At 64.3% G+C, this 22,225-nt stretch carries 20 protein-coding genes; 2 read left to right on the forward strand and 18 right to left on the reverse strand.

The features are described 5' to 3' along the window. Positions 1-3 precede the first annotated feature (3 nt). A complete protein-coding gene (gene dapD / locus ACE039_RS24400) occupies positions 4-990 on the forward strand; it encodes a 2,3,4,5-tetrahydropyridine-2,6-dicarboxylate N-succinyltransferase (RefSeq protein WP_485810865.1) in 987 nt (328 codons plus the stop codon). Between the two features lie 80 nt (positions 991-1,070). Here dapD and ACE039_RS24405 read toward each other — a convergent pair whose 3' ends face one another. Together ACE039_RS24405 and ACE039_RS24410 are read right to left on the reverse strand one after the other, a co-directional pair. Next, positions 1,071-1,691: a hypothetical protein gene (locus ACE039_RS24405; protein ID WP_448708930.1), complete on the reverse strand. Its 621-nt coding sequence runs from the start codon at positions 1,689-1,691 to the stop codon at positions 1,071-1,073. Between the two features lie 190 nt (positions 1,692-1,881). Further along, positions 1,882-2,742 carry a class II glutamine amidotransferase gene (locus ACE039_RS24410; protein ID WP_485823543.1) on the reverse strand — a complete coding sequence of 287 codons (861 nt, stop codon included), beginning with the start codon at positions 2,740-2,742 and terminating at the stop codon, positions 1,882-1,884. Between the two features lie 118 nt (positions 2,743-2,860). On the opposite strand from ACE039_RS24410, the gene ACE039_RS24415 reads away from it, so the two are divergent. Then, positions 2,861-3,922 (forward strand): threonine aldolase family protein, encoded by a 1,062-nt coding sequence (locus tag ACE039_RS24415; protein ID WP_485823544.1) that lies wholly within the window; start codon positions 2,861-2,863, stop codon positions 3,920-3,922. A gap of 28 nt (positions 3,923-3,950) precedes the next feature. Here ACE039_RS24415 and ACE039_RS24420 read toward each other — a convergent pair whose 3' ends face one another. The 16 genes from ACE039_RS24420 to ACE039_RS24495 all read right to left on the reverse strand — a co-directional run bounded on the left by ACE039_RS24420 (position 3,951) and on the right by ACE039_RS24495 (position 22,202). Next, the gene (locus ACE039_RS24420; protein ID WP_485823545.1) at positions 3,951-4,778 is read right to left on the reverse strand and encodes a helix-turn-helix domain-containing protein; all 828 of its coding nucleotides are present in this window, start codon (positions 4,776-4,778) and stop codon (positions 3,951-3,953) included. Between the two features lie 18 nt (positions 4,779-4,796). Then, entirely contained in the window at positions 4,797-6,860 is a 2,064-nt protein-coding gene (locus tag ACE039_RS24425; protein ID WP_448708932.1) for a UvrD-helicase domain-containing protein, read from the reverse strand. A 206-nt stretch (positions 6,861-7,066) separates the two neighbouring features. Then, the gene (locus tag ACE039_RS24430; protein ID WP_485823546.1) at positions 7,067-9,157 is read right to left on the reverse strand and encodes a primosomal protein N'; all 2,091 of its coding nucleotides are present in this window, start codon (positions 9,155-9,157) and stop codon (positions 7,067-7,069) included. 271 nt (positions 9,158-9,428) lie between these two features. Then, entirely contained in the window at positions 9,429-10,502 is a 1,074-nt protein-coding gene (hemE, locus tag ACE039_RS24435) for a uroporphyrinogen decarboxylase (RefSeq protein ID WP_105559611.1), read from the reverse strand. 101 nt (positions 10,503-10,603) lie between these two features. Further along, on the reverse strand, positions 10,604-11,494 hold the full coding sequence (locus tag ACE039_RS24440) for a helix-turn-helix domain-containing protein (RefSeq protein ID WP_485823547.1): 891 nt from the start codon (positions 11,492-11,494) through the stop codon (positions 10,604-10,606). 195 nt (positions 11,495-11,689) lie between these two features. After that, the gene (locus tag ACE039_RS24445) at positions 11,690-12,115 is read right to left on the reverse strand and encodes a F0F1 ATP synthase subunit epsilon (protein ID WP_105559610.1); all 426 of its coding nucleotides are present in this window, start codon (positions 12,113-12,115) and stop codon (positions 11,690-11,692) included. Positions 12,116-12,124: 9 nt separating this feature from the next. Further along, the gene (gene atpD, locus ACE039_RS24450) at positions 12,125-13,528 is read right to left on the reverse strand and encodes a F0F1 ATP synthase subunit beta (RefSeq protein ID WP_310034027.1); all 1,404 of its coding nucleotides are present in this window, start codon (positions 13,526-13,528) and stop codon (positions 12,125-12,127) included. 42 nt (positions 13,529-13,570) lie between these two features. Continuing rightward, entirely contained in the window at positions 13,571-14,476 is a 906-nt protein-coding gene (gene atpG, locus ACE039_RS24455; RefSeq protein ID WP_105559608.1) for a F0F1 ATP synthase subunit gamma, read from the reverse strand. 98 nt (positions 14,477-14,574) lie between these two features. After that, the gene (gene atpA, locus ACE039_RS24460; RefSeq protein ID WP_054421222.1) at positions 14,575-16,116 is read right to left on the reverse strand and encodes a F0F1 ATP synthase subunit alpha; all 1,542 of its coding nucleotides are present in this window, start codon (positions 16,114-16,116) and stop codon (positions 14,575-14,577) included. 28 nt (positions 16,117-16,144) lie between these two features. Then, positions 16,145-16,684 (reverse strand): F0F1 ATP synthase subunit delta, encoded by a 540-nt coding sequence (locus ACE039_RS24465; RefSeq protein ID WP_448710266.1) that lies wholly within the window; start codon positions 16,682-16,684, stop codon positions 16,145-16,147. A 12-nt stretch (positions 16,685-16,696) separates the two neighbouring features. Continuing rightward, positions 16,697-17,167, reverse strand: a complete 471-nt coding sequence (locus ACE039_RS24470; protein WP_006227275.1) for a F0F1 ATP synthase subunit B — start codon at positions 17,165-17,167, stop codon at positions 16,697-16,699. A 144-nt stretch (positions 17,168-17,311) separates the two neighbouring features. Then, a complete protein-coding gene (atpE, locus tag ACE039_RS24475) occupies positions 17,312-17,554 on the reverse strand; it encodes a F0F1 ATP synthase subunit C (protein ID WP_003815363.1) in 243 nt (80 codons plus the stop codon). Between the two features lie 118 nt (positions 17,555-17,672). Further along, entirely contained in the window at positions 17,673-18,554 is an 882-nt protein-coding gene (gene atpB / locus ACE039_RS24480; protein WP_416028905.1) for a F0F1 ATP synthase subunit A, read from the reverse strand. Between the two features lie 87 nt (positions 18,555-18,641). Further along, positions 18,642-19,055, reverse strand: a complete 414-nt coding sequence (locus tag ACE039_RS24485; RefSeq protein WP_448710271.1) for an ATP synthase subunit I — start codon at positions 19,053-19,055, stop codon at positions 18,642-18,644. 566 nt (positions 19,056-19,621) lie between these two features. After that, positions 19,622-21,172, reverse strand: coding sequence for a DUF1254 domain-containing protein (locus tag ACE039_RS24490; RefSeq protein ID WP_485823548.1), 1,551 nt, complete (start codon positions 21,170-21,172; stop codon positions 19,622-19,624). Between the two features lie 253 nt (positions 21,173-21,425). Further along, on the reverse strand, positions 21,426-22,202 hold the full coding sequence (locus ACE039_RS24495) for an enoyl-CoA hydratase (protein ID WP_310034023.1): 777 nt from the start codon (positions 22,200-22,202) through the stop codon (positions 21,426-21,428). Positions 22,203-22,225 lie beyond the last annotated feature (23 nt).

Below are 22,225 nucleotides of genomic sequence, written 5' to 3' on the forward strand. Positions count from 1 at the left end.
GCCATGTCCGCCGCCGCCCCCGCCCCTCAAAGCGCCATCGCTTATGGCCTTGCCACGCTTGCCGCTGACGGCACCGTTCTGGATACCTGGTATCCGCGCCCCTCGCTGGCCGATCACGCTCCCGCTGGCGGGACCCGTCATCTGACGCCCGAAGAAGCGCGTGCCGCGCTTGGCGAACACGTTCCCACCGCTCTCATCCGGGACACCCGCCGTAAAGTCGATATCGTTGCCGTGCGCACCGCCATCGCCTCGCTCGACGAACCGCCCGCTGACGCACATGACGCCTATCTGCGCCTGCACCTGCTTAGCCATCGGCTGATCCGCCCGCACGGCGCCAACCTGGATGGCTTGTTTGGCGTGCTGGCCAACGTTGCGTGGACCTCCGTCGGCCCTTGCGCCGTCGATCAGGTCGACGCCTTGCGCTGGCAACTACGCGCCACCGGCCAGACCCTTGAGATCCGCGGCGTCGACAAAATCCCGCGCATGACCGACTACGTCGTCCCCGGTGGCGTCCGCATCGCCGATACCGCGCGCGTGCGCCTGGGCGCGCATCTGTCGCCCGGCACCACCGTACTGCATGAAGGGTTCTGCAACTTCAACGCCGGCACGCTCGGCGCGTCCATGGTCGAAGGCCGCATCAGCGCGGGCGTCATCGTCGACGACGGCAGCGACATCGGCGGCGGCGCCTCCATCATGGGCACCATGTCCGGCGGCGGCAAGCAAGTCGTGTCCATCGGCAAACGCTGCCTGCTGGGCGCCAACTCCGGGCTGGGCATTTCGCTGGGCGATGACTGCGTGGTCGAGGCCGGCTGCTACGTCACCGCCGGCACCCGCGTGCTGACGCCGGAAGGCGCCGTCGTGAAGGCCCTGCAGCTAGCGGGCCAGCATGGCCTGCTGTTCCGCCGCAACTCGCAGACCGGCGTGGTCGAATGCCTGGTGCGCACCGCCGCCTGGGGCGCCTTGAATCCCGCGCTGCACGCGGGGCACTGAATGGAAAAGGGCCGCTGACAGCGGCCCTTTCTTCATCCGGGAACAGCCGGCGCGCCTGGCGCCGCTGGGGCCATGCCCACTCAGGCGTATTCCGCCGTTTGTCCCAACTGGTCGTACACCAGGTTAACCAACAGGTCCGAACTGAGGATGCGCGTGGCCAGGCACGAGAACACCGTCTTGCCGCTGTCGTCTTGCAGGGTGACCGTCTCGGTCCAGTCATTCAGGTCAATGCGCTTGAGCGACTCGTAGGGCCAGGTGGCGCCGCCGATGTGCAGCCCTTCCGCCGACAGAGCCAGCTCTTGCGTTTCCAGGCGAGGAAATTCGCCGGCCTTCACATAGCGGAACGGAACACGCGCGCCATTGGCGATCGCCGCTTCCAGCACCGGCAGGCGCTGCTCGACGTAGCGCGAACGGAATCCATCCATGAAAACGGGAAAATCGGTGATGCCGCTGGGCACCACGGTCCAGTCTGCTGCCGCGTCCGTGCGATAGGCAAGGCTGTTGACCGGGCCCGCTGCGGCGTCCGGGCCGGCAGCGAACAGGCAGAGATCCTGGATATCCGCGAAAGCGGCGTATTGGCGCGTGTCGCCCTGCTGGCTGACGACACCCTTGTCATGCAATTCAAAGCGAACCGGGGCGCTCCCCGTGTGCGTAAACACCGCCAATGCGTCAGAGGCCTGCGGGGTTTTGCTATTAGTCATGCAACTTCCTTATTCAGTTAGGGTGCTTTCGCGGCCCAGGACGTCGCAAAGTCATGCGACACGCATTCTCCCCCATATGAGGAATACGTGCTTGATGACCCCTTTTATCGCCGGGCCGCCCCAAGATAAAAGCGCCCCCTCGGGGGGCAGCAAGCACGCAAGGCGTGCGCAGCGTGGGGGGCCTTACTTATCACTGGGCCGCCCCAGGCGGGATCGGCACGAACGGATAGTGCGCCACGTCGCCCCGCCCGGCGATGATCGCCGTGGCTTCTGGCACCTCTTCCCAGGCTCCCGGCATCTCGCTCAGCGGCTCGGACAGCAGCAGAAAGGCATCTTCGTCCAGCGCCGCGATCTGCGGATCGTCGGGATAGAGCTCGCGCAAGTGCCGCACGCAGGTATTGTGGAACAACGTGCGCGACTCGGTTTCGCTGGAATAACGCACCGCGATCAGGCGTTCGCCGTCCAGCGCGCAGACGGTCATGTTGATGGGATGCGCCACGCCATGGCGCCGCCCGGTCTCCTCCACCGCGCCCACCATGCGCGCCAGTGCCGGGATGGGGTCTTCCTCCAGGCCGAACGTCAGCGCCAGCAGGAACATCACCTCGGAGTCCGTGGACCCCTCGAGCGAGCCGAAATACGCCGGCGCGATCATCAGCATCAGGTCGCGGCGCAAGAGCGGGTAGTCGCGAATCACGCCGTTATGCACGAACAGCCACTGCCCGTGCCGGAACGGATGGCAATTGGTTTCCTGCGCGGGCGTATCGGTGGCCGCGCGGATATGCGCCACGAACAACGGCGCGTGGATCGCGCGCGCCGCCTCACGCAGGTTACGGTCGTTCCAGGCCGGATGCACGCTGCGGTAGCGGAACGGCGGCTCTGGCGGGCGGCCATCCGCGGGGCGGCCATACCACCCCAGCCCGAAACCGTCTCCGTTCGTCGTGGTGGCGCCCAGGCGCGCGTGCAGGCTCTGGTCGATGAGGGAGTGCTTCGCCTTGAACAGCACGCTTTCCATCTGCAGGGGATTACCGGTGTAGGCCAGCCAACGACACATGACGCGCTCCTTCAAGACAGTCGTGCCCAGTGTAGGAGCGACCCGCAATTTTCTACAAGCTTGCGCGCCCGGGCGACGGCATAGTGGCGCTTTCCCAGTATCAGCCGGAACCTGCCCCGTGAATACGTCCTCATCCGTCCCCGCCCTGCAACAGGGCTTTTCCAGCGACAACATCGCGGGCGCAAGCCCCGAAGTCTTCGACGCCCTGATGCGCGCGGGCGCCGGGCAGGCGCCGGCCTATGGCACGGACGACGGCACGTTGCGCGTGCAACGCAAACTGGCCGACATCTTCGAACACGAGGTGGACGTGCTGCTGGTGCCCACCGGCACCGCCGCCAACGCGATCAGCCTGGCCGCGTTGACCCCGCCGTGGGGCGCCGTGCTCTGCCACGCGCAGGCCCATATCGCCAACGATGAATGCGGCGCACCAGAGTTCTACACGCATGGCGCGCGGCTGAAGCTGCTGGCCGGCGAATCCGCCAAGATCGACCCTGCGGAACTGGCCATCGAAGCGCGCCGCAAAGTGGGCGACGTGCACTCCGTCCAACCGTCCTGCGTCAGCATCACCCAGGCCACCGAGACCGGCGCGGTCTACACGCAGGATGAGATCAACGCCATCGGCGACGTCTGCCGGGATGCCGGCTTGCCTTTGCACATGGACGGCGCGCGCTTTGCGAACGCGCTGGTCAGCCTGGCGTGCACGCCGGCGGAAATGACGTGGAAGGCGGGCGTCGAAATCCTGTCGTTTGGCGCCACCAAGAACGGCGTGCTGGGCGCCGAGGCCATCGTGGTGTTCAATCCGGATCGCGCCCGCGAACTGGAATTCCGGCGCAAGCGCGGCGGGCACCTGTTCTCGAAAATGCGGCTGCTGTCAGCGCAGCTGGAAGCGTATCTGGACGGCGACCTGTGGCTGCGCAACGCGCGCCAGGCCAACGCCATGGCCGCGCGCCTGGCGGCCGGCATGCAGGGGCTTGCAGGCGTGACGTTGCAGGGCACGGCCGATGCCAACATTCTGTTCTGCCAATTGCCCGCTCATGCCATCGAAGGCCTGCTGGCCGATGGTTTTCGCTTCTATCACGACCGCTGGGGTCCTGGCGTCGTGCGCCTGGTAACGTCGTTCGCCACGCAGGCACAGGACGTGGACCATTTCCTGTCGGCGCTGCGCGCACGGGTGTCCTGAGGCCTTTCGTAAGGCGCCTGCCGGCGCCTTACGCCGCGGGCAGATAGGCCGAGGGCGGTGCGCCGTAAGCCGTGCGGAACGCGCGGTTGAAGTGGCTCTGGTCGTAGAAGCCCACATCCGCCGCCACCTGGGCCACCGACCCCTTCGCGGCGGCCAGGGCCCCGCAAGCGCGCTCAAGCCGCAGCCGCACCAGCCACGCATGCGGCGTCAACCCTGCGGAATGCGTGAAGCGCCGCAGAAATTGAAAGCGGCTTAATCCACACAGCCGGGCCAGATCGTCCAGCGCGATCTTCTCGCACAGGTGCGCGTGGCAATAGTCTCGCACCGCGCGCAGATGCGTGGCCGACAGGCCGCCTTTGACAACTTCGGGCCGCACGGCGCCCGTCCGCGCGAACAAGGCGCCCATCAGCGCCAGCGATTGCGACTCCTGCGCCAGCGGCGCAGCCGGCGCGCCGGACATCCACGCGCTGTGCAGCAGCATGAAACGGGCGGCCAGCGCGGTGTCCTCGACCAGGGTGCCGAAAAAGCGTTCATCGGCGGTCTCGCCCGACACCTCTTCGATGAAGCCGCGCATCAGCTCGGCCGACAGGCGGAACGTCTTCAGTGTGTAGGACGCGCCATCGTTGCCGACACCCACGCCGTCGTGGATCTCGCCAGGCGGCATCAGGGCGATGCCTCCCGGGCCCAGCAGGATGCTCTTGCCCCGGAAGCACTGGCGCTGCACGCCCTGCGTCACCAGTCCGATGTGATAGTCGACGTGGTAGTGGCGGTCGAACTGGAACGCGCTGAACCGCGCCTCGCCCAGCACTAGCCCCGGCGTGCCGGGCACCGGGTGGTATCGGACATCGTCTGTCATGGCGCCGGCTCCCACGCGCTACTTCTTCAGCAGCGCCTTCAGCATCGCCATGCGCTCCTTGGGATTCATGGCGGCCGTGGCTTCGTCTTCCTGCACCCGCACGTCGCCCAGCCCCATCTCTTCGATGAAGCGCGACGGCTCGCGCACCAGGTCTTCGCGGGCGCGGCGGCGGCGCTTGCACCAGCTCAGGTTCAGGCTGCGCTGCGCGCGCGTGATGCCCACGTACATCAGGCGGCGTTCCTCCTGGATGCGCGTGGCCAGATTCTCGGCGGCGCGCGCCGGGTCGCCGACCTCGTCGTCCTTGCCCAGGTGGGGCAGCAGCCCCTCTTCCACGCCGGCCAGGTATACGTGCGGATACTCCAGCCCCTTGGACGCGTGCAGCGTCGACATCTTGACGGCATCGGGCTCGTCTTCTTCACCGCGCTCCAGCATGGTGACCAACGCCACGTGCTGCACCAGATCGAAGAGCGTCATGTTGTCTTCTTCGGCCTTGCGCTTGAGCCAGCCCGTCAATTCCAGCACGTTCTGCCAGCGCGTTTGCGCCGGGCGCTCTTCGAACAGTTCGAACAGATGGCGTTCGTACTGGATGGCTTCCACCAGGTCGTCCAGGATGACGCCCGCGGGTTCGGCGGGCGCCGCGTCCTTGCCAGAGGCCGCGCCGCGTCCGGCGCGCCATTGCATGCGCCGGATGAACTCGGCGAAGGTGCGCAGCGGGTCCAGCTGGCGCGGCGCCAACTGGCTCTCCAGCCCGGTCTCGGCCACCGCCGCCAGCAGCGAGATCTCGCGCGTGGCCGCGTACTGCCCCAGCACCTGCAAGGTCGCCTGGCCGATGCCGCGCTTGGGCGTGGTGGCGGCGCGGATGAACGCGGGATCGTCATCGTCATTGGCCAGCAGCCGCAGGTACGACAGCACGTCGCGCACTTCGGTCTTGTCGAAAAAGCTCTGCCCACCCGAAATCGTGTACGGAATCTTCATGTTGCGCAGGGCCTGCTCCAGGATGCGCGACTGGTGGTTGCTGCGGTACAGGATGGCAAAATCCTTCCACTGCGCCTGACGTTCGAAGCGCGAGACCGAGACCTTCATGGCAATCGATTCCGCTTCCTGCTCTTCGCCGTCCATCGCCGACACCAGGATCGGTTCGCCCACGCCCAGGTCCGACCACAGCTTCTTCTCGAACAGCTTGGGGTTCTTTTCGATAACCTGGTTGGCGGCCGCCAGAATGCGCTGCACCGAGCGGTAGTTCTGCTCTAGCTTGATGAGCTTGATGTTGGGATAGTCGGTCGTCAGCTTGGCCAGGTTTTCGATCGTGGCGCCGCGCCAGGCGTAAATCGCCTGATCGTCGTCGCCGACCGCCGTGAACATGGCGCGTGACCCGGTCAGCAGCTGCACCAGACGGTACTGGCACACGTTGGTGTCCTGGTATTCGTCCACCAGCAGGTAGCGCACGCGGTTCTGCCAACGCGTGCGCACTTCCTCGTTGCTGGCCAGCAGCAAGGCAGGGATGCGGATCAGGTCATCGAAATCCACCGCCTGATAGGCGGCCAGCGTGGCGGCGTAGCTGCGGTAGATGTTGGCCGCTTCGACGTCGCCGGGCGTGACGGCTTCGCGCGCGGCGTCGTCCGGCTCCAGCAGCGCGTTCTTCCACAGCGAGATAATGCCCTGCACGTGGCGCAGGCGGGCCTTGTCGGTCGTGGCCAACAGTTCCTGGATGATCGACATGGCATCGTCGGCGTCCAGGATCGAAAACGTAGGTTTCAGGCCCGCGTTGCGCGCTTCTTCGCGCAGCATCTTCACACCCAGCGAGTGAAACGTGCTGATGATCAGGCCCTTGGACAGCTTGCGGTCCACCAGCGTCTTCACGCGCTCGTCCATCTCGCGCGCGGCCTTGTTGGTGAAGGTCAGGGCCACCACGTTGCGGCCCATGTAGCCGCATTCCCGCAGCAGATAGGCGATCTTCTGCGTGATCACGCGCGTTTTTCCGCTACCCGCGCCAGCCAGCACCAGGCACGGGCCGTCCAGGTAAAGCACCGCCTCCTTTTGGGCGGGATTCATGCCTTGACCAATCGATTCGCTTGCGGACATTTTGAGTTGGATCGTCATGCATCGCGCTCGCCGCAATGCGGATGCGGCCGCCAGGCGCAAGGCCTGCAGCCGCCCGTCAGCGGGCCGGTAACACGCGAAAAAATGGGGACGGGCGCAGCCGCCGATGCGGGCCTGCCGCGCCAGCGCGATAGAGGAAGACGATCATAGAACAATCGGATGGATGACGCATCGGCCGTTGCCGAGGGTCAGATCTCCAGCGGATCGACTTCCAGCTGCCAGCGCACGCGCGCCTCGTTGGCGATGTAAGGCAGGTGGTGCGACCACGACGCCAGGAACGCCTGCAGGGCGGGCCGGCTGGCGCTCTCCACCAGCAGCTGCGCGCGCTCGATATTGGCCACCCGCACCACGCGCAGCGGCACCGGGTCGTACAGCATGATCGCGTCCAGGCCGGGAAAGTCCGCCGCCCACTCGCCTTCCGGCAGCACCCGCGCGCGTTCCAGGAACGCCTGCGCCACCTTCAGCTCGCGCGCCTCGGCGGTCAATAGCGCCTGGTAGACGAAGGGCGGCAAGCCGGTGCTTTCGCGTTCGTGCAGCGCGTGCCGCGCAAAGCCGGCGTAGTCGTGGCGCAGCAGCGCCTGGTACACGGGCTGCTCGGGATAGCCGGTCTGGATCAGCACTTCGCCGTTGCCCTGGTGACGGCCCGCACGGCCTGCCACCTGCATCAATTGGGCGAACAGACGCTCGGGTGCGCGGAAGTCGTGCGCGAACAGCATCGAATCGGAATTCAGCACGCCCACCAGCCCCAGCCGGGCAAAATCGTGGCCCTTCGCCACCATCTGCGTGCCGACCAGAATGTCGACCTCGCCCGCATGCACCGAGGCGAACAGCGCCTCGGCGCTGCCCTTTTTTCGAGTGCTGTCGGCATCGATGCGCAAGATGCGCGCGCCCGGGAACAGCTCGGCAAGATGTTCTTCGATGCGCTGCGTGCCGCGGCCCATCGGCGCCAGGTCCTGGTCGCCGCATTCCGGGCACGCATGCGGCACCGGCGCCTGGTAGCCGCAATGGTGGCATTGCAGGCGATGACCGCGGCCTTCGGTGCGGTGCAACACGGTGAATGCCGTGCAGCGCGGGCAATTGCTCACCCACGCGCAAGACTGGCAATGCAGCACCGGCGAATAGCCCCGCCGGTTCAGGAAGATCAGCGACTGCTCTTTACGTTCCAGCCGCTGCCCAATGGCCTCCAGCAGGTGGGGCGACATGCCGTGCTTCATCTGCAGGCGGCGCGTATCCACCAGCCGCATGGACGGCAGGCTGCTGGAACGCGCGCGGGCCGGCAGCGTCAGGCGCAGATAACGGCCCCGTTCGGCGTGCTGCCACGTTTCCAGGGACGGCGTGGCCGACCCCAGCACCACGGGAATGTCCAGGTCGTGGGCCCGCCACACAGCCAGGTCGCGCGCCGAATAGCGCAGGCCGTCCTGCTGCTTGTAGGAGGCATCGTGTTCTTCGTCCACGACGATCAGGCCCAGCTTGCTCAAGGGCGCGAAGATCGACATGCGCGTGCCCAGCAGCATGCGCGCGTCGCCGCGCTGGGCGCGGGCCCAGGCCTGCAGGCGTTCGCCGTCGGACAGGCCGCTGTGCATGACCGCCAGCCCGTCCGGGCCCACCACCGCCTCAAGGCGCGCGCGCAGCGCGCCTTCCAACTGCGGCGTCAGGTTGATTTCGGGCACCATCAGGAGCACTTGGCGCCCCTGTGCCAGTACGCGTTCGGCGGCGCGCAGATACACCTCGGTCTTGCCGCTGCCCGTCACGCCATGCAGCAACACGGGCTTGAACCCCGCCAGTGCGCCAATGGCGTCCACCGCGGCGGCTTGCGCCTCGTTCAGTTCGGGCGGCTGATCGGCCTTGGCCGGCGCGCGCACCGCCTTGCGTTTGCGGTTGTCCAGCCGCGCCACCGGCCCGCCCGCCGACCGCTTGCCCTGGTATGCGGTGGGTTTGCGCAAGGGCGGCGGCAACGTGGGCAGCATCACCTCGCCCAAGGGTCGTTGGTAATAGTCCGCGGCAAACCGGGCCAGGCGCAACCAGTCTTCGTCAAAAGGCGGCAGGTCGTCCAACACCTGTTCGATGGGGCGGATCTGCTTGGGATCGAAAGACGGCTCTGCCGGGTTCTCAACCACCACGCCGATCATCTTGCGCCGTCCGAACGGCACAATCACCCGCAGCCCGACCGGTACGGGCGCGTCGCTGCGGTAATCGAAGGGGCCGGGCAGGGGCACGTCCAGCGCCACGCGCACCCAGCAAACGGCTGCGGGAGTCGTAATCGGCGGCGCTTCAGACATGGGGGGTTGGACGGTGCATGGGGCGGACGGCCTGTGGATAACTTTGGGGAAAAGGCTGGAGCAACGTCAAGATTTGGAATAAGCGTAGATTGCGTACGCTGTTGCAATCCGGTGGAAAACTTGATTTTTGTCTATTAAAACAATAGCTTATGCAAGCTTCCAAGATTGTAAACTAGCTTCTAAAGGGTTTTCCCCGATCAAAATCTTGCTGTGCACAAGTACTTGCCGGGGCCCTCAAACTTCGGCCCTTCGGACCGAAGCGTCCACTCACTTACCCCCTCAGCGAGCGGCTATGTTGGTGGACTTCGTCGACCAATTCCGCTACGGCTTCCGGCGGCGTAAAGCGTGAAATGCCATGGCCCAGATTGAACACATGACCGCCCTTGCCAACCGGGCCAAATGCGTCCAAAACGCGGCGAGCCTCCGTCCGGATGGCGGACGCGCCGCCAAACAGCGCCATCGGATCCAGGTTGCCCTGGAAAGCCACGGAATCTCCCGTGCGGCGGCGGGCCGCGGCCAGATCCACCGTCCAGTCCAGCCCCACCGCGTCGCAGCCGCAAGCCGCAATCTGTTCCAGCCACTGGCCGCCGCCTTTGGTGAAGACGATGACCGGGACTCGCCGGCCTTCGTGTTCGCGGGTCAGGCCGGCCACGACCTTCTTCGTGTACGCCAGTGAGAATTGCTGGAACAGGCCGTCAGCCAGCACGCCGCCCCAGCTATCGAACAGCATGACCGCTTGGGCACCCGCGGCGATCTGCGCGTTCAGGTATTGCAGCGTGGCTTCAGCGTTGATTTCCAGGATGCGGTGCAGCAGGTCCGGACGCGAATACAGCATCGTCTTGATCAGCCGGTAATCGTCGCTGCCCTGCCCTTCAACCATGTAGCACGCAATGGTGAACGGGCTGCCGGCAAAACCGATCAGCGGCACCTTGCCGTCCAGCTCGCGGCGAATCACGCTGACCGCGTCGAACACGTAACGCAGCTTGTCCATGTCGGGCACGGCCAGGCGCGCCACGTCGTCCTCGGTGCGCACGGGGCGGGCAAAGCGCGGGCCTTCGCCTTCGGCAAAATCCAGGCCCAGGCCCATCGCATGCGGCACGGTCAGGATGTCCGAGAACAGGATGGCCGCATCCAGGTCGAAACGCTCGAGCGGCTGCAATGTGACTTCCATCGCGTAGTCCGGATTCTGAGCCAGGCCCATGAAAGAGCCCGCCCGGGCGCGCGTCGCGCGGTACTCGGGCAGGTAGCGACCCGCCTGGCGCATCAGCCAGATCGGGGTGTAGGGCACGGGCTCGCGCAAGAGCGAGCGCAAGAACACATCGTTCTTCAAGCTGGAAGCAGACACGACTATCCTCGATGATCGGAAGCCGTGATTTTACTTCCCCAAGCTGACAAGGCGCGCCCGGGCGGCAGACGCGTCTTGTCTGGACGCAAGCCCGCGGCAGTTCAATCGCCCAGACGGCGCGCCAGCGCCGCTTGCCGATAGGGAGCCGCCTCGATGCCGTGCTTGCGCATCAGCGCCCAGAACGCGCGCCGGTGCTTGGCGCAAGCCCTCGCCGCCTGGGCCACATTGCCGCCATGGCGCGACAGCGCGTGACGGATGTAGTCCCGCTCGAAGCCGTCCACCACCAGGGACTTCGCCACCCGGAACGATTCCTGCGCCGGCAGGCGCCGCGGATCCCGATTTTCCCGATTTTCCCGACTTTCCCGGCTGTCTCGGCTGTCTCGGGCATCGCAGTTGTCCCACCTGTCCCGATGGTCTCGCATGCCGGCCAGCGCCTGGTCGACGAATGCCGCCGGCACGCGCGGCCGGGCCTGCTCGTGCCGGCCCGGACCGTTGGCCCCCGGATAGCGCGCCGGCGGCTCTTCCAGGCCCGCGCGTGCCGGCTGCCGCCAGGCCGCCGGCCGCGCCATCCGGCCCAAACGCACCCTGACGCTTTCCAGGCAGGCCGGTTGCGCGATGAAGTCCGCCACGCCCAACCCCAGCAGGTCTTCGATGGCAGGGGCCTTCATGTCGTCCATCAGCAGCAACACCGGGGTCGTCAGGGCGGCACCCGCCTGCGCCAGGGCCATCCGCGCCCAGGAGACCGTGGACGGCGTCACGGGCAGGATGCAGCCGTCATATCGCCTGAGCGACACCGCCAGGCGCGCCAGCGCCCGGACGTCGTGGTCCTGCAACGGCAGCGGGTCCGGGCCGGGGAACGGCCCGGATTCCCCAAGGGGCACCAGGTGCAGCCGTACCCGCGCCATGCGGGCGTGATGCCGGGCCACCCAATCCCGCATGGCGCCTTCGTGGCCAGGCGCCAGCAGAACGCCGCAATCCAGGACTTCTCGCACGCTTCTCCCCTTTGGCTCTGTACGCAAAGTGGAAGGCTACTGTCGCGGCATCCGTATCGCCATTCGTATTGAACGCATTGCGGTCGCCCGGCAGGTGGGGCAACGGCCTGCCGCAAGCAACGCGCGGAAATGAAAAAAGCGGCCATGGGCCGCTTTTTTCGTTCCGGGGCGAACCCCGGGGTACTGCTTCGCCGCTTAGTGCGAACGACCGCCTTGACGCAGCTTGCGCGCCGCGATGGCTTGCGCAGCCAGCATGGCGAGTTCCGCTTCGACGACAGCGATGTCAGCCTTGTCCTTGGCGTTCGCAAGGGCCTCTTCGGCCTTTTTGCGAGCTTCCAGGGCACGGGCTTCGTCCAGATCCGAAGCACGGATAGCCGTGTCGGCCAGAACCGTCACGCTGCCCGGCTGCACTTCCAGAATGCCCCCGGCGACGAAGATGTTTTCCTCGCCTTGGTCGGCACGAACGATCTTGACCGTCCCGGGGCGTATGCGCGAAATCAGCGGGGTGTGGCCGGGCAGAATGCCCAGTTCACCCGCTTCGCCAGGCAGCACCACGAACTTCGCCTCACCGGAGAAGATCGCTTCCTCTGCGCTGACGACATCCACATGCAGGGTAGCCATATCGGTTCCTTATTGCAGTTTCTTGGCCTTCTCGAAGGCCTCGTCGATCGAACCGACCATGTAGAAGGCCTGTTCCGGCAGGGAATCGCACTCGCCGTTCACGATCATCTTGAAACCACGGATGGTTTCAGCCAGCGGAACGTACTTGCCGGGCGAGCCCGTGAACACTTCAGCGACGTGGAACGGCTGCGACAGGAAGCGCTGGATCTTACGAGCGCGGGCCACGGCCTGCTTGTCGTCGGGCGACAGTTCGTCCATACCCAGAATCGCGATAATGTCGCGCAGTTCCTTGTAGCGCTGCAGCGTTTGCTGCACGCCGCGGGCAACCGCGTAGTGCTCTTCGCCGACGACTTGCGGGTCGAGCTGGCGGCTGGACGAATCCAGCGGATCCACGGCCGGGTAGATACCCAGCGAAGCGATGTCACGCGACAGCACGACGGTGGAGTCCAAATGCTGGAAGGTCGTGGCAGGCGACGGGTCGGTCAAGTCATCCGCAGGGACGTACACGGCCTGGATGGACGTGATCGAGCCCGTCTTGGTCGACGTGATGCGCTCTTGCAGCTTGCCCATTTCTTCAGCCAGCGTGGGCTGGTAGCCCACGGCCGACGGCATACGGCCCAGCAGTGCGGACACTTCGGTACCGGCCAGCGTGTAGCGGTAGATGTTGTCCACGAAGAACAGGATGTCGCGGCCTTCGTCACGGAACTTCTCGGCCATCGTCAGGCCGGTCAGCGCCACGCGCAGACGGTTGCCAGGGGGTTCGTTCATCTGACCGAACACCATGGCGACCTTGTCCAGAACGTTCGACTCTTCCATTTCGTGGTAGAAGTCGTTGCCTTCGCGAGTACGCTCACCCACGCCGGCAAACACCGACAAACCGCTGTGCTGCTTGGCGATGTTGTTGATGAGTTCCATCATGTTCACGGTCTTGCCCACGCCGGCGCCGCCGAACAGGCCGACCTTGCCGCCCTTTGCGAACGGGCACACCAAGTCAATCACCTTGATGCCGGTTTCCAGCAGTTCCACGGACGGCGACAGTTCGTCGAAACGGGGAGCCGATTGGTGGATGCCACGCTTTTCTTCGTGTTGGATCGGGCCGGCTTCGTCGATGGGACGACCCAGCACGTCCATGATGCGACCCAGCGTGCCGGTGCCGACCGGCACCGAGATCGGGGCGCCCGTGCCCGTGACCTTCATGCCGCGGCGCAGACCGTCGCTGGAGCCCAGCGCAATGGTACGCACCACGCCGTCGCCCAGCTGTTGCTGCACTTCCAGCGTCAGGCCCTTTTCGGCGAACGACGAGGACTCGTCGTCGGCCAGGGTAAGCGCTTCATAGATCTTGGGCATGTGATCGCGGGGGAACTGAATATCCACCACGGCGCCGATGCACTGAACGATGGTTCCGTTGCTCATGTCGATTCCTTGCTTGATAGCTTTAGATGGGAGCTGCCTGCCTTAAACGGCGGCAGCGCCCCCTACGATTTCCGAAATTTCTTTGGTGATCGCGGCCTGACGGGTCTTGTTGTAGACCAGTTGCAGCTCTCCGATGACCTTCTTGGCGTTGTCCGACGCCGCCTTCATGGCGACCATCCGGGCCGACTGCTCCGAAGCCATGTTCTCGGCCACGGCTTGATACAGCAGGCCTTCAACGTAACGCTGCAGCAGGTCGTCGATCACGCTACGGGCGTCGGGTTCGTAGATGTAATCCCAGCTGTAGTCCGACTTCACTTCCGACGTCTTGGCCAGGCTATCAGCACCCGTTTGGTACGGATCTTCCAAACCACTGGCCAACGGCAGCAGACGCAAGAACAACGGCTCCTGCTTCATCGTGTTGACGAAGCGGGTCGAAGCCACGTACAGCGCGTCGATGCGGCCATCCAGGTAGGCGTCCAGCTGCACCTTGATCGCGCCCAGCAGGCGGTCCAGTTGCGGCTTGTCGCCCAGTTGCACTTCCTGGGAAACCAGATTGGCGCCGATACGGGTCAGCACACCCACGCCCTTATTGCCGAAAGCGGTCGCTTGCACGGCGATGCCGTTTTTCTCGAACTCTTTCAGCTTGCCCAACGTCACGCGAGTGATGTTGGTGTTCAAGCCGCCGCACAAACCCTTGTCAGTCGTCACCATGACCACGCCGACCGCTTTGATTTCGCGTTCGACCAGGTACGGGTGGCTGTACTCGGGGTTGGCCTGCATCAGGTGCGCAGCAATCTCGCGCACCTTGGTGGCGTACGGACGACCAGCACGCATCCGTTCCTGCGCCTTGCGCATTTTGGATGCGGCGACCATTTCCATCGCCTTGGTGATCTTGCGCGTGTTTTGCACGCTCTTGATCTTGGTTCGGATTTCCTTAATTCCGGGCATTGCGCTTTCCTGTGAAGACTGGCCGATGGGTTCCGCTCACGCCTCAACCATCCGGTAAGGATGGGTGAGGCGTTGCAGACGCCTAACCCATCACTTTCTTAAAAAGCACCGTGCTTCTTGAATTCCTGAACGGCGGTGGCCAATTCGGCCTCGTCGTCCTTGGACAGTTCCTTGGTGTCTTCGATGCGCTGGATCATGGCCGCATGCTTGGCCTTCAACTGATCCTTCAGCGACTTCTCGAACGACAGCACTTGGGCCACGTCCACGTCATCCAGGTAGCCGTTGTTGACCGTGTACAGCGTGACGGCCAGTTCCCACACTTGCAGCGGCTGGTATTGCGGCTGCTTGAGCAGTTCCACCACGCGCTTGCCGCGTTCCAGCTGGCGACGGGTCGCGTCGTCCAGGTCGGAAGCGAACTGCGCGAAGGCAGCCAGTTCACGGTACTGCGCCAAGTCGGTACGGATACCGCCGGACAGCTTCTTGACGACCTTGGTCTGAGCAGCGCCACCCACACGCGACACCGAGATACCGGCGTTGATTGCGGGGCGGACACCGGCGTTGAACAGGTCGGTTTCCAGGAAGATCTGGCCGTCGGTGATCGAGATCACGTTGGTCGGAACGAAAGCGGACACGTCGCCAGCCTGCGTTTCGATGATCGGCAGCGCGGTCAGCGAACCGGTCTTGCCCTTGACGGCGCCGTTGGTGAACTTTTCGACGTAGTCTTCGTTCACGCGGGCAGCACGTTCCAGCAGGCGCGAGTGCAGGTAGAACACGTCGCCCGGGTAGGCTTCACGGCCCGGCGGACGGCGCAGCAGCAGCGACACCTGGCGATAGGCCCAGGCTTGCTTGGTCAGATCGTCATAAACGATCAGGGCGTCTTCGCCGCGATCGCGGAAGTATTCGCCCATCGTGCAACCGGCGTAGGCGGCCAGGTATTGCATGGCGGCGGAGTCGGAAGCGGTGGCGGCCACGACGATGGTGTATTCCATCGCGCCGTGCTCTTCCAGCTTGCGGACCACGTTGTTGATCGTGGAAGCCTTCTGGCCGATGGCGACGTACACGCAGGTGACGCCCTTGCCCTTCTGGCTGATGATCGTGTCGACAGCGACGGCGGTCTTGCCGGTCTGGCGGTCGCCAATGATCAGTTCGCGCTGGCCGCGGCCGATCGGCACCATCGAGTCGATAGCCTTGACGCCGGTTTGCAGCGGCTGCGACACCGAGCGGCGGGCGATAACGCCAGGCGCCACTTTTTCGATGATGTCGGTGGCCTTGGCGTTGATCGGGCCCTTGCCGTCGATCGGCTCGCCCAGCGTGTTGACCACGCGGCCTTTCAGTTCCGGACCAACCGGGACTTCCAGAATGCGGCCGGTCGTCTTGACCTGGTCGCCTTCGGAGATGCCGGTGTAGTCGCCGAGGATAACGGCGCCGACGGAATCACGCTCGAGGTTGAGCGCCAGACCGAAAACGTTGTTGGGAAATTCGAGCATTTCGCCCTGCATCACGTCGGACAAGCCGTGGATGCGGGTAATACCGTCGGTCACGGACACGACGGTGCCCTGAGTACGGACATCAGCCGAAGCGCCCAGGCCCTCGATGCGGCTCTTGAGCAGTTCGCTGATCTCGGAGGGATTGAGTTGCATATTGACTCCTGGAATCCTGTTAGTTGCCTTAAGCGGCGAGCTGATCGCGCATGCGGACCAATTGGGCTTGTACGGAAGTATCGAGCACCTGGTCGCCGACAGCCACGCGCACGCCGCCGATCAACGACTGGTCGACGGTGACGTTGGGCTTGAGCTTGAGGCCGAATTTTTGTTCGAGCGCGGCAACCAGTTCTTTGACCTGGTCGTCGCTCAGTTCGAACGCGCTGGTGATTTCCGCCTGCGCCGTGCCCTCGTGACGATTCCGCAGCACCACGAATTGCGTGGCGATGTCGGGCAGCAGCAGCAGTCGGTCGTTTTCAACCAGCAGCGCGATGAAATTACGGGCGGCCTGCGGCAGTTCGGCCTTGATCAGGCCGGAAAACAGCTCAACGCGCTGCTTGTCGCCCAGACGCGGATCGGCCATGGCCTCGCGCACGTCGGGGTTGGAGGCGACCTGCGACATTTCGCTGACCAGGTCGGCCCAGGCCGGCAAGCCGGCCTTGTCGTCGCGCGCTGCGCTGAAGAGCGCTTCAGCGTAGGGACGGGCAACAGTGGAAAGTTCAGCCATGACGGTCCCGGATTAAAGCTGCGCGCGAAGCTGGTTCAGCAGCTCGGCGTGGGCGCGGGCGTCAACCTCGCGCTTGAGGATCTGTTCAGCACCCTTGACAGCCAACGCGGCAACGTCGTCGCGCAGCGAGTCACGAGCGCGCTGGACTTCCTGCGCGGCATCTTGAGCAGCTTGAGCCACGATACGGGCGCGTTCAGCTTCCGCTTCACGGCGGGCTTGCTCGATCAGGGAGGCGGCTTGCTTTTCGGCCTCGATGATGCGGGCATGGTTTTCGGACTTGGCAGAAGCCTCGATAAGACTGACACGCGCCTGGGCTTGAGCCAAGTCGGCTTTGCCCTTCTCGGCGGCGGCAAGGCCGTCGGCGATTTTTTGGCGGCGCTCGTCCATCGCCTTCGTCAGAGGAGGCCACACGAATTTCATCGTGAACCAGCCCAGAACGAAGAACACGAGCATCTGGAAAATGATCGTCGCGTTCAGATTCACGGTCGTTCCTTTAACACCTTGCGGCTCCGACCGCACCCGGAAAGGGGCGTCACGGAGCACTCGATACTTTGCTGACCGGCGACGGGACTTGCGCCCACATCGCCGCCAGCGTCATGACCCGCCTATTCGCCGGCGGGCGCTGCCTTAGCCGACGAACGGATTGGCGAAGGCGAACAGCATGGCAATACCCACGCCGATCAGGAATGCCGCGTCGATCAGGCCAGCCAGCAGGAACATCTTCGTTTGCAGAGCGTTCATCAGCTCAGGCTGACGAGCCGAAGCTTCCAGATACTTGCCGCCCATCAGTGCGATGCCGATGCAAGCGCCGATAGCACCCAAACCGATGATGAGACCGCAAGCGAGGGCAACGAAAGCGACGTTGGTCATGACAACTCCTTGGTTAGAAATCTGAAGTCAAAAATTGAAAAATAAGAGGTACAGCTCAATGCAAGATAATCTTGCTATCCCACGCTGGCCGGGTGGCCAGCGCAAGAAATTCGGGGGATCAGTGGCCTTCGTGTGCCTGGCCGAGGTACACCAGCGTCAGCATCATGAAAATGAAGGCCTGCAGCAGAACGATCAGGATGTGGAAGATCGCCCAGATGGAGCCGGCCAGCACGTGGCCAATTCCCAAGCCGATGCTGGCGCCGTTAAAGCCGGTCCAGGCGCCGCCCAGGAGGGCGATCAGCATGAAAATCAGTTCGCCGGCGAACATGTTGCCGAACAACCGCATGCCCAGCGACACGGACTTGGCGGCGTATTCGATCAGGTTCAACAGCAGGTTGAACGGGGCCAGCACAACGGCGCCCAGGCCATGCGCATGGAACGGCGCGGTGAACAGTTCTTTGACGAAGCCGCCCGGGTGCTTGATCTTGATGCCGTAATAGAACATCAGCAGCAGCACGCCCAGCGACATGCCCATCGGCACGTTCAGGTCGGCGGTCGGCAGAATGCGGTGGTAATAGAGGGGATCGCCGTGTTCCGCACCCAGGCCGGTCAGGCGCCAGATGGAAGGCAGCAGGTCAACCGGCAGCAAGTCCAGCGCGTTCATCAGGATGATCCAGAGGAACACGGTGAGCGCCAGCGGGGCGATGAAAAGACGGCTCTTGGCGTTGTGGACGATGCCCTTGGCCTGGTCGTCGACCATGTCGACGATCATTTCCACAAAAGCCTGGAAGCGGGTCGGCACGCCACTGGTGGCGCGGCGAGCAGCGCGCCACAGAAAGAAGATGACGATCAGACCCATCAGGCCGGACCAGAACAACGAGTCGTAATTGATGATGTCGAACTGAGCAATTGCGCTCTGTTTCTCACCGGTATTGTTCAGGTGCACCAGGTGATGCTGAATATACGCGGACTGAGGCGACACGTCGCTGGCAGCAGCCATTTGAATCCTACCCTATTTGCTGTATGCCCGAACCCTTGCGAGCCGGACGATTCCACGATCACGTTTGCCGCTACTTACTACTCGGCGCTAAGACAACTTGCGGAACATCAAGAGCAAGAGATAACCCTTCAATGTGAGTATCAGACCGAGCAACGCGGCAGGCCACACCAGGGTGTCCTGAGCCACACGCGAAAGCATCCACAACAACAATGCCGTTGCGAACAGCTTGATCAACTCACCAGAGAGAAAGGTAAAAGGGTTGGCGCGACCGGCCCGAACGCTGACAACCAGGCGCAATGCAAACAATGCATTGGGTATGAAATACGCTCCCGCCCCCGCCAGCGCCGACCAACCAGCCGCCGCCCCTCCGACAACTCCCGCAATTACTGCCGCTGCGAGCCCCATGGCGCCTTGCGCCGCCAATGCCAACAGGAGCCCGCGGCTAGCTTGAGCATCCAGCGCCGCGCGATCCGCGTCGCTAAGAACCAGAACTTTATCCATCTCGTCCTGGTCCAACAAACCCTGTTGCACATGTTGCATCGAGTTCTGCTGCATCAAACTACCCCGCTGTACTTCTTGCCCCTATCAGAACCGGCGTGCCCGCACTTGAAACCTGATCCTTTGGCCCTACATAGGTCAAAGGCACCGCTTTCAAGTACGCGCTAGTGCCTGGGTTCAGACTGCCTGGGCCCGCTTTTCAGCATTCGCTTAGTTTGCTTTGCAGCATTTGCTTTGCAGCATTTGCTCAGCGTTTGCTTTCGCGTTCTTCCCCGCATTCCGCATCCATTCACTGCTTACCAGCCGCCACGTGTTCTTATCCCGCAAGCGTCAAACCCGCAGAGTATAGCGTGATTCTTTTTGCCCAAGCAAATGAACTTTCGGCCGTTTGTAAGGTGCAAACAACGGCCCTCACGCACTAACGCGAACACCAAAAATAGGGACGCGAACGTGGCGCTCAAGCGCGCTGCGCAAGGCTTGCGCAACGCCCCTGCCCCGCTTCAAACAATGCGGCCCCGGACATCGGGGCCGCATTGTTCCGGCTGGCGGTGCCAACCGCTTGCGAAGACTTAGTCTTCCTTGACCGGCGGCGGCGCCCACAATCCGTCCAGCGCCGTGTCTTGCGGCCAATACAGGCGCAGGCTCAACAAGAACGGACCATCGGCGGCCGGCGTGCTGACCCAGTTCGACCGCTTCTTGTCGCCGGGGTCGCGGCGCTGGATGTAGATGTCCAGCGATCCGTCCGCGTTGTACTTCAGCCCGTCGGTGCTGCGCAGCGCGTAACGGTTGGCCGGGTTGTCGGCGAAGCCGTGCTTGTCGTTATAGACATGCAGCGACCAGAACGCATTGACTGGTGGCAACTGGCCCTTGTCAAAGTGCAGCACGTAGTCCTCGCTTGCGTCCAGCGGGCGGCCCTTCGAGTCGGCCACCGTCACCGGGTACAACACGTCTTCCGGCGTCGGCGCGCCCAGACCCGCATAGGCGATCGCCGCGCGGCGCGCGTAGTCCGTGCCGTACGTGCCGATGCCCGACAGGACCGTGTTCCAGCCGTTGATCGGCGTGCCCAGACGCGATACGCCATCGGCGATGCGTCGGCCCGCCAACGGTTGGGCGTCGGCCAAAGCCTGCTGCACGGCCGGGCTCAAGCGCCCATACGAGAACGGCTGGCGACCGTCCAGGCCAATGCGGCGCATGCGATCCAGGATCGGCGAATCGTTGGCATGCGGCGGATTGTTGCGCAACACATCGAAGAACAGGGTGAAGAACGACGCCGCGTCCATGCTGGCCGCCTGCTCGGCCGGCGTGCCGTCGGGCAGATTCACCGGCGTGGGCATCGGCAAGCCGCTGCCGATCGGGGCCGAACCCACGCCAGTCCCGGTCTGCGGATAGGCGTTACCGCTGTGGCGGCCGCCACGCACCGGCGTGGAGGCCGTCTGCGCGACCAGCGGGGCGGCCGTCATGCCGGCCTGGATCTGATTGACCGCGGCGTAGTCCTGCGGACCGCCGGTCTGCGTCCAGCCGATCAGCCAGCCGGTCGAAGTGGGGCTGCGGATGACGTCGACGCCGGCGGGAACGTTGCCCTGCCAGTTCGGGCCGACGATCGCAAAGGATTGCGGGCCACGGCCATTAGTGCGGGTGCCGCGCGAGGCGAACACGTCGCTCCACATGTCCAGCGCCGACAACACGGAATAGCGTCCGCCGGTGTCGGGCAGGTTCACGATCAGCGGCGCCTGCGACACATCGAACCACAGGCTGGAGTACAGCGCGTCGGCGCTAGGCCACGGCGTATCGGCGGCACGCGGGTCCGGGAAAGCCGTCTTGTGGCCGAACTGGTTCACCGGCGCGCGACCATCCAGCGGGCTTTGCACGGCGGTGGCCTTGCGGCGCGCCAGCTCCATCAGCACCATGGGATACGCATAGACATAGGCGTCGATGGCCGTATCGCGCAGCTCCTGCTCGCTCATTTGCGGCGCGGCGGTCGTGGCGGGATAAGGGGTTTCAGACACCAGGCGCAGCGTGGACTGCGGGGATTGAGCCTGAGTGGCGGTCACGAAGCAGGCGCTGAGCGCGCCCGCGAGAATCGCGGCGGACCACCGGCGATTGGCGATATAAGTACGCATGCAAGGCTCCTTGTTGATTTTGTTTGCAAGCGAGCCGCCGCGCGGGACTTGCCAGGTGGGACAAGCCGCTCTGGCGCGGCACCTCTTGATGACGCTTAACCAGCATAGGGAAGATCCCTGCAACAAGGTGCTGCCCAGACGTTTCAAGGCGCAACGGGGAAACGCGTCCTGGCCGCCCATGAAAAACGCGCCCGGTGCGGGCGCGTCGAAGGATTCGGGCTTGCCCACGCCTGCGGCGCGGACGTAACAACAATTAACGGTGTTTAAAGTCCGGTTTGCGCTTTTCGCTGAAAGCCGCCATGCCTTCCTTCTGGTCCTCGGTGGCGAACAACGAATGGAACACGCGGCGCTCGAACAGCAGCCCTTCGTTCAGCGAGCTTTCGAACGCGCGGTTCACGCATTCCTTGGCCATCATCACGGACGGCAGCGACATGGAGGCGATGACAGTGGCGGCGTCCAGTGCCTCTTCGAGCAGCTTGTCCGCAGCGACCACGCGCGACACCAGCCCGGCGCGCTCCGCTTCTTCCGCGCCCATCATGCGCGCGGTCAACGCCAGGTCCATCGCCTTGGCCTTGCCCACGGCGCGCGGCAGACGCTGCGTGCCGCCGGCCCCGGGGATCACGCCCAGCTTGATTTCCGGTTGGCCGAACTTGGCGGTGTCGGCGGCAATGATGATGTCGCACATCATGGCCAGCTCGCAGCCGCCGCCCAGGGCGTAGCCGGCGACTGCGGCGATCACGGGCTTGCGGATGCGTTTCAGGGTTTCCCAGTTGCGGGTAATGTATTCGCTGCCATACACGTCCATGTACGACCAGTCTTTCATCGCGCCGATGTCGGCGCCCGCGGCAAAGGCCTTCTCGCTGCCGGTGATGACCACGCAGCCGATGTCGGCGTTCGCCTCGAACGCCAGCAGCGCCGCGCCGAGCTCGTCCATCAGTTGATCGTTCAGCGCATTCAGCGCCTTGGGGCGGTTCAGCGTCAGCAGGCCGACGCGGCCCCGGGTTTCGACCAGTACAAACGACTCGCTCATTGAATGTCTCCAGTAATAAGATA

It is taken from the genome of Achromobacter maghribensis (assembly GCF_057334215.1).

Bases quoted from the DNA above. Each gene is read 5' to 3' on its own strand.
- dapD (WP_485810865.1), top strand. From the start codon at position 4: ATGTCCGCCGCCGCCCCCGCCCCTCAAAGCGCCATCGCTTATGGCCTT.
- ACE039_RS24405 (WP_448708930.1), bottom strand. From the start codon at position 1,691: ATGACTAATAGCAAAACCCCGCAGGCCTCTGACGCATTGGCGGTGTTT.
- ACE039_RS24410 (WP_485823543.1), bottom strand. From the start codon at position 2,742: ATGTGTCGTTGGCTGGCCTACACCGGTAATCCCCTGCAGATGGAAAGC.
- ACE039_RS24420 (WP_485823545.1), bottom strand. From the start codon at position 4,778: ATGACAGACGATGTCCGATACCACCCGGTGCCCGGCACGCCGGGGCTA.
- ACE039_RS24425 (WP_448708932.1), bottom strand. From the start codon at position 6,860: ATGTCCGCAAGCGAATCGATTGGTCAAGGCATGAATCCCGCCCAAAAG.
- ACE039_RS24430 (WP_485823546.1), bottom strand. From the start codon at position 9,157: ATGTCTGAAGCGCCGCCGATTACGACTCCCGCAGCCGTTTGCTGGGTG.
- ACE039_RS24445 (WP_105559610.1), bottom strand. From the start codon at position 12,115: ATGGCTACCCTGCATGTGGATGTCGTCAGCGCAGAGGAAGCGATCTTC.
- atpD (WP_310034027.1), bottom strand. From the start codon at position 13,528: ATGAGCAACGGAACCATCGTTCAGTGCATCGGCGCCGTGGTGGATATT.
- atpG (WP_105559608.1), bottom strand. From the start codon at position 14,476: ATGCCCGGAATTAAGGAAATCCGAACCAAGATCAAGAGCGTGCAAAAC.
- atpA (WP_054421222.1), bottom strand. From the start codon at position 16,116: ATGCAACTCAATCCCTCCGAGATCAGCGAACTGCTCAAGAGCCGCATC.
- ACE039_RS24465 (WP_448710266.1), bottom strand. From the start codon at position 16,684: ATGGCTGAACTTTCCACTGTTGCCCGTCCCTACGCTGAAGCGCTCTTC.
- atpE (WP_003815363.1), bottom strand. From the start codon at position 17,554: ATGACCAACGTCGCTTTCGTTGCCCTCGCTTGCGGTCTCATCATCGGT.
- atpB (WP_416028905.1), bottom strand. From the start codon at position 18,554: ATGGCTGCTGCCAGCGACGTGTCGCCTCAGTCCGCGTATATTCAGCAT.
- ACE039_RS24485 (WP_448710271.1), bottom strand. From the start codon at position 19,055: ATGGATAAAGTTCTGGTTCTTAGCGACGCGGATCGCGCGGCGCTGGAT.
- ACE039_RS24490 (WP_485823548.1), bottom strand. From the start codon at position 21,172: ATGCGTACTTATATCGCCAATCGCCGGTGGTCCGCCGCGATTCTCGCG.
- ACE039_RS24495 (WP_310034023.1), bottom strand. From the start codon at position 22,202: ATGAGCGAGTCGTTTGTACTGGTCGAAACCCGGGGCCGCGTCGGCCTG.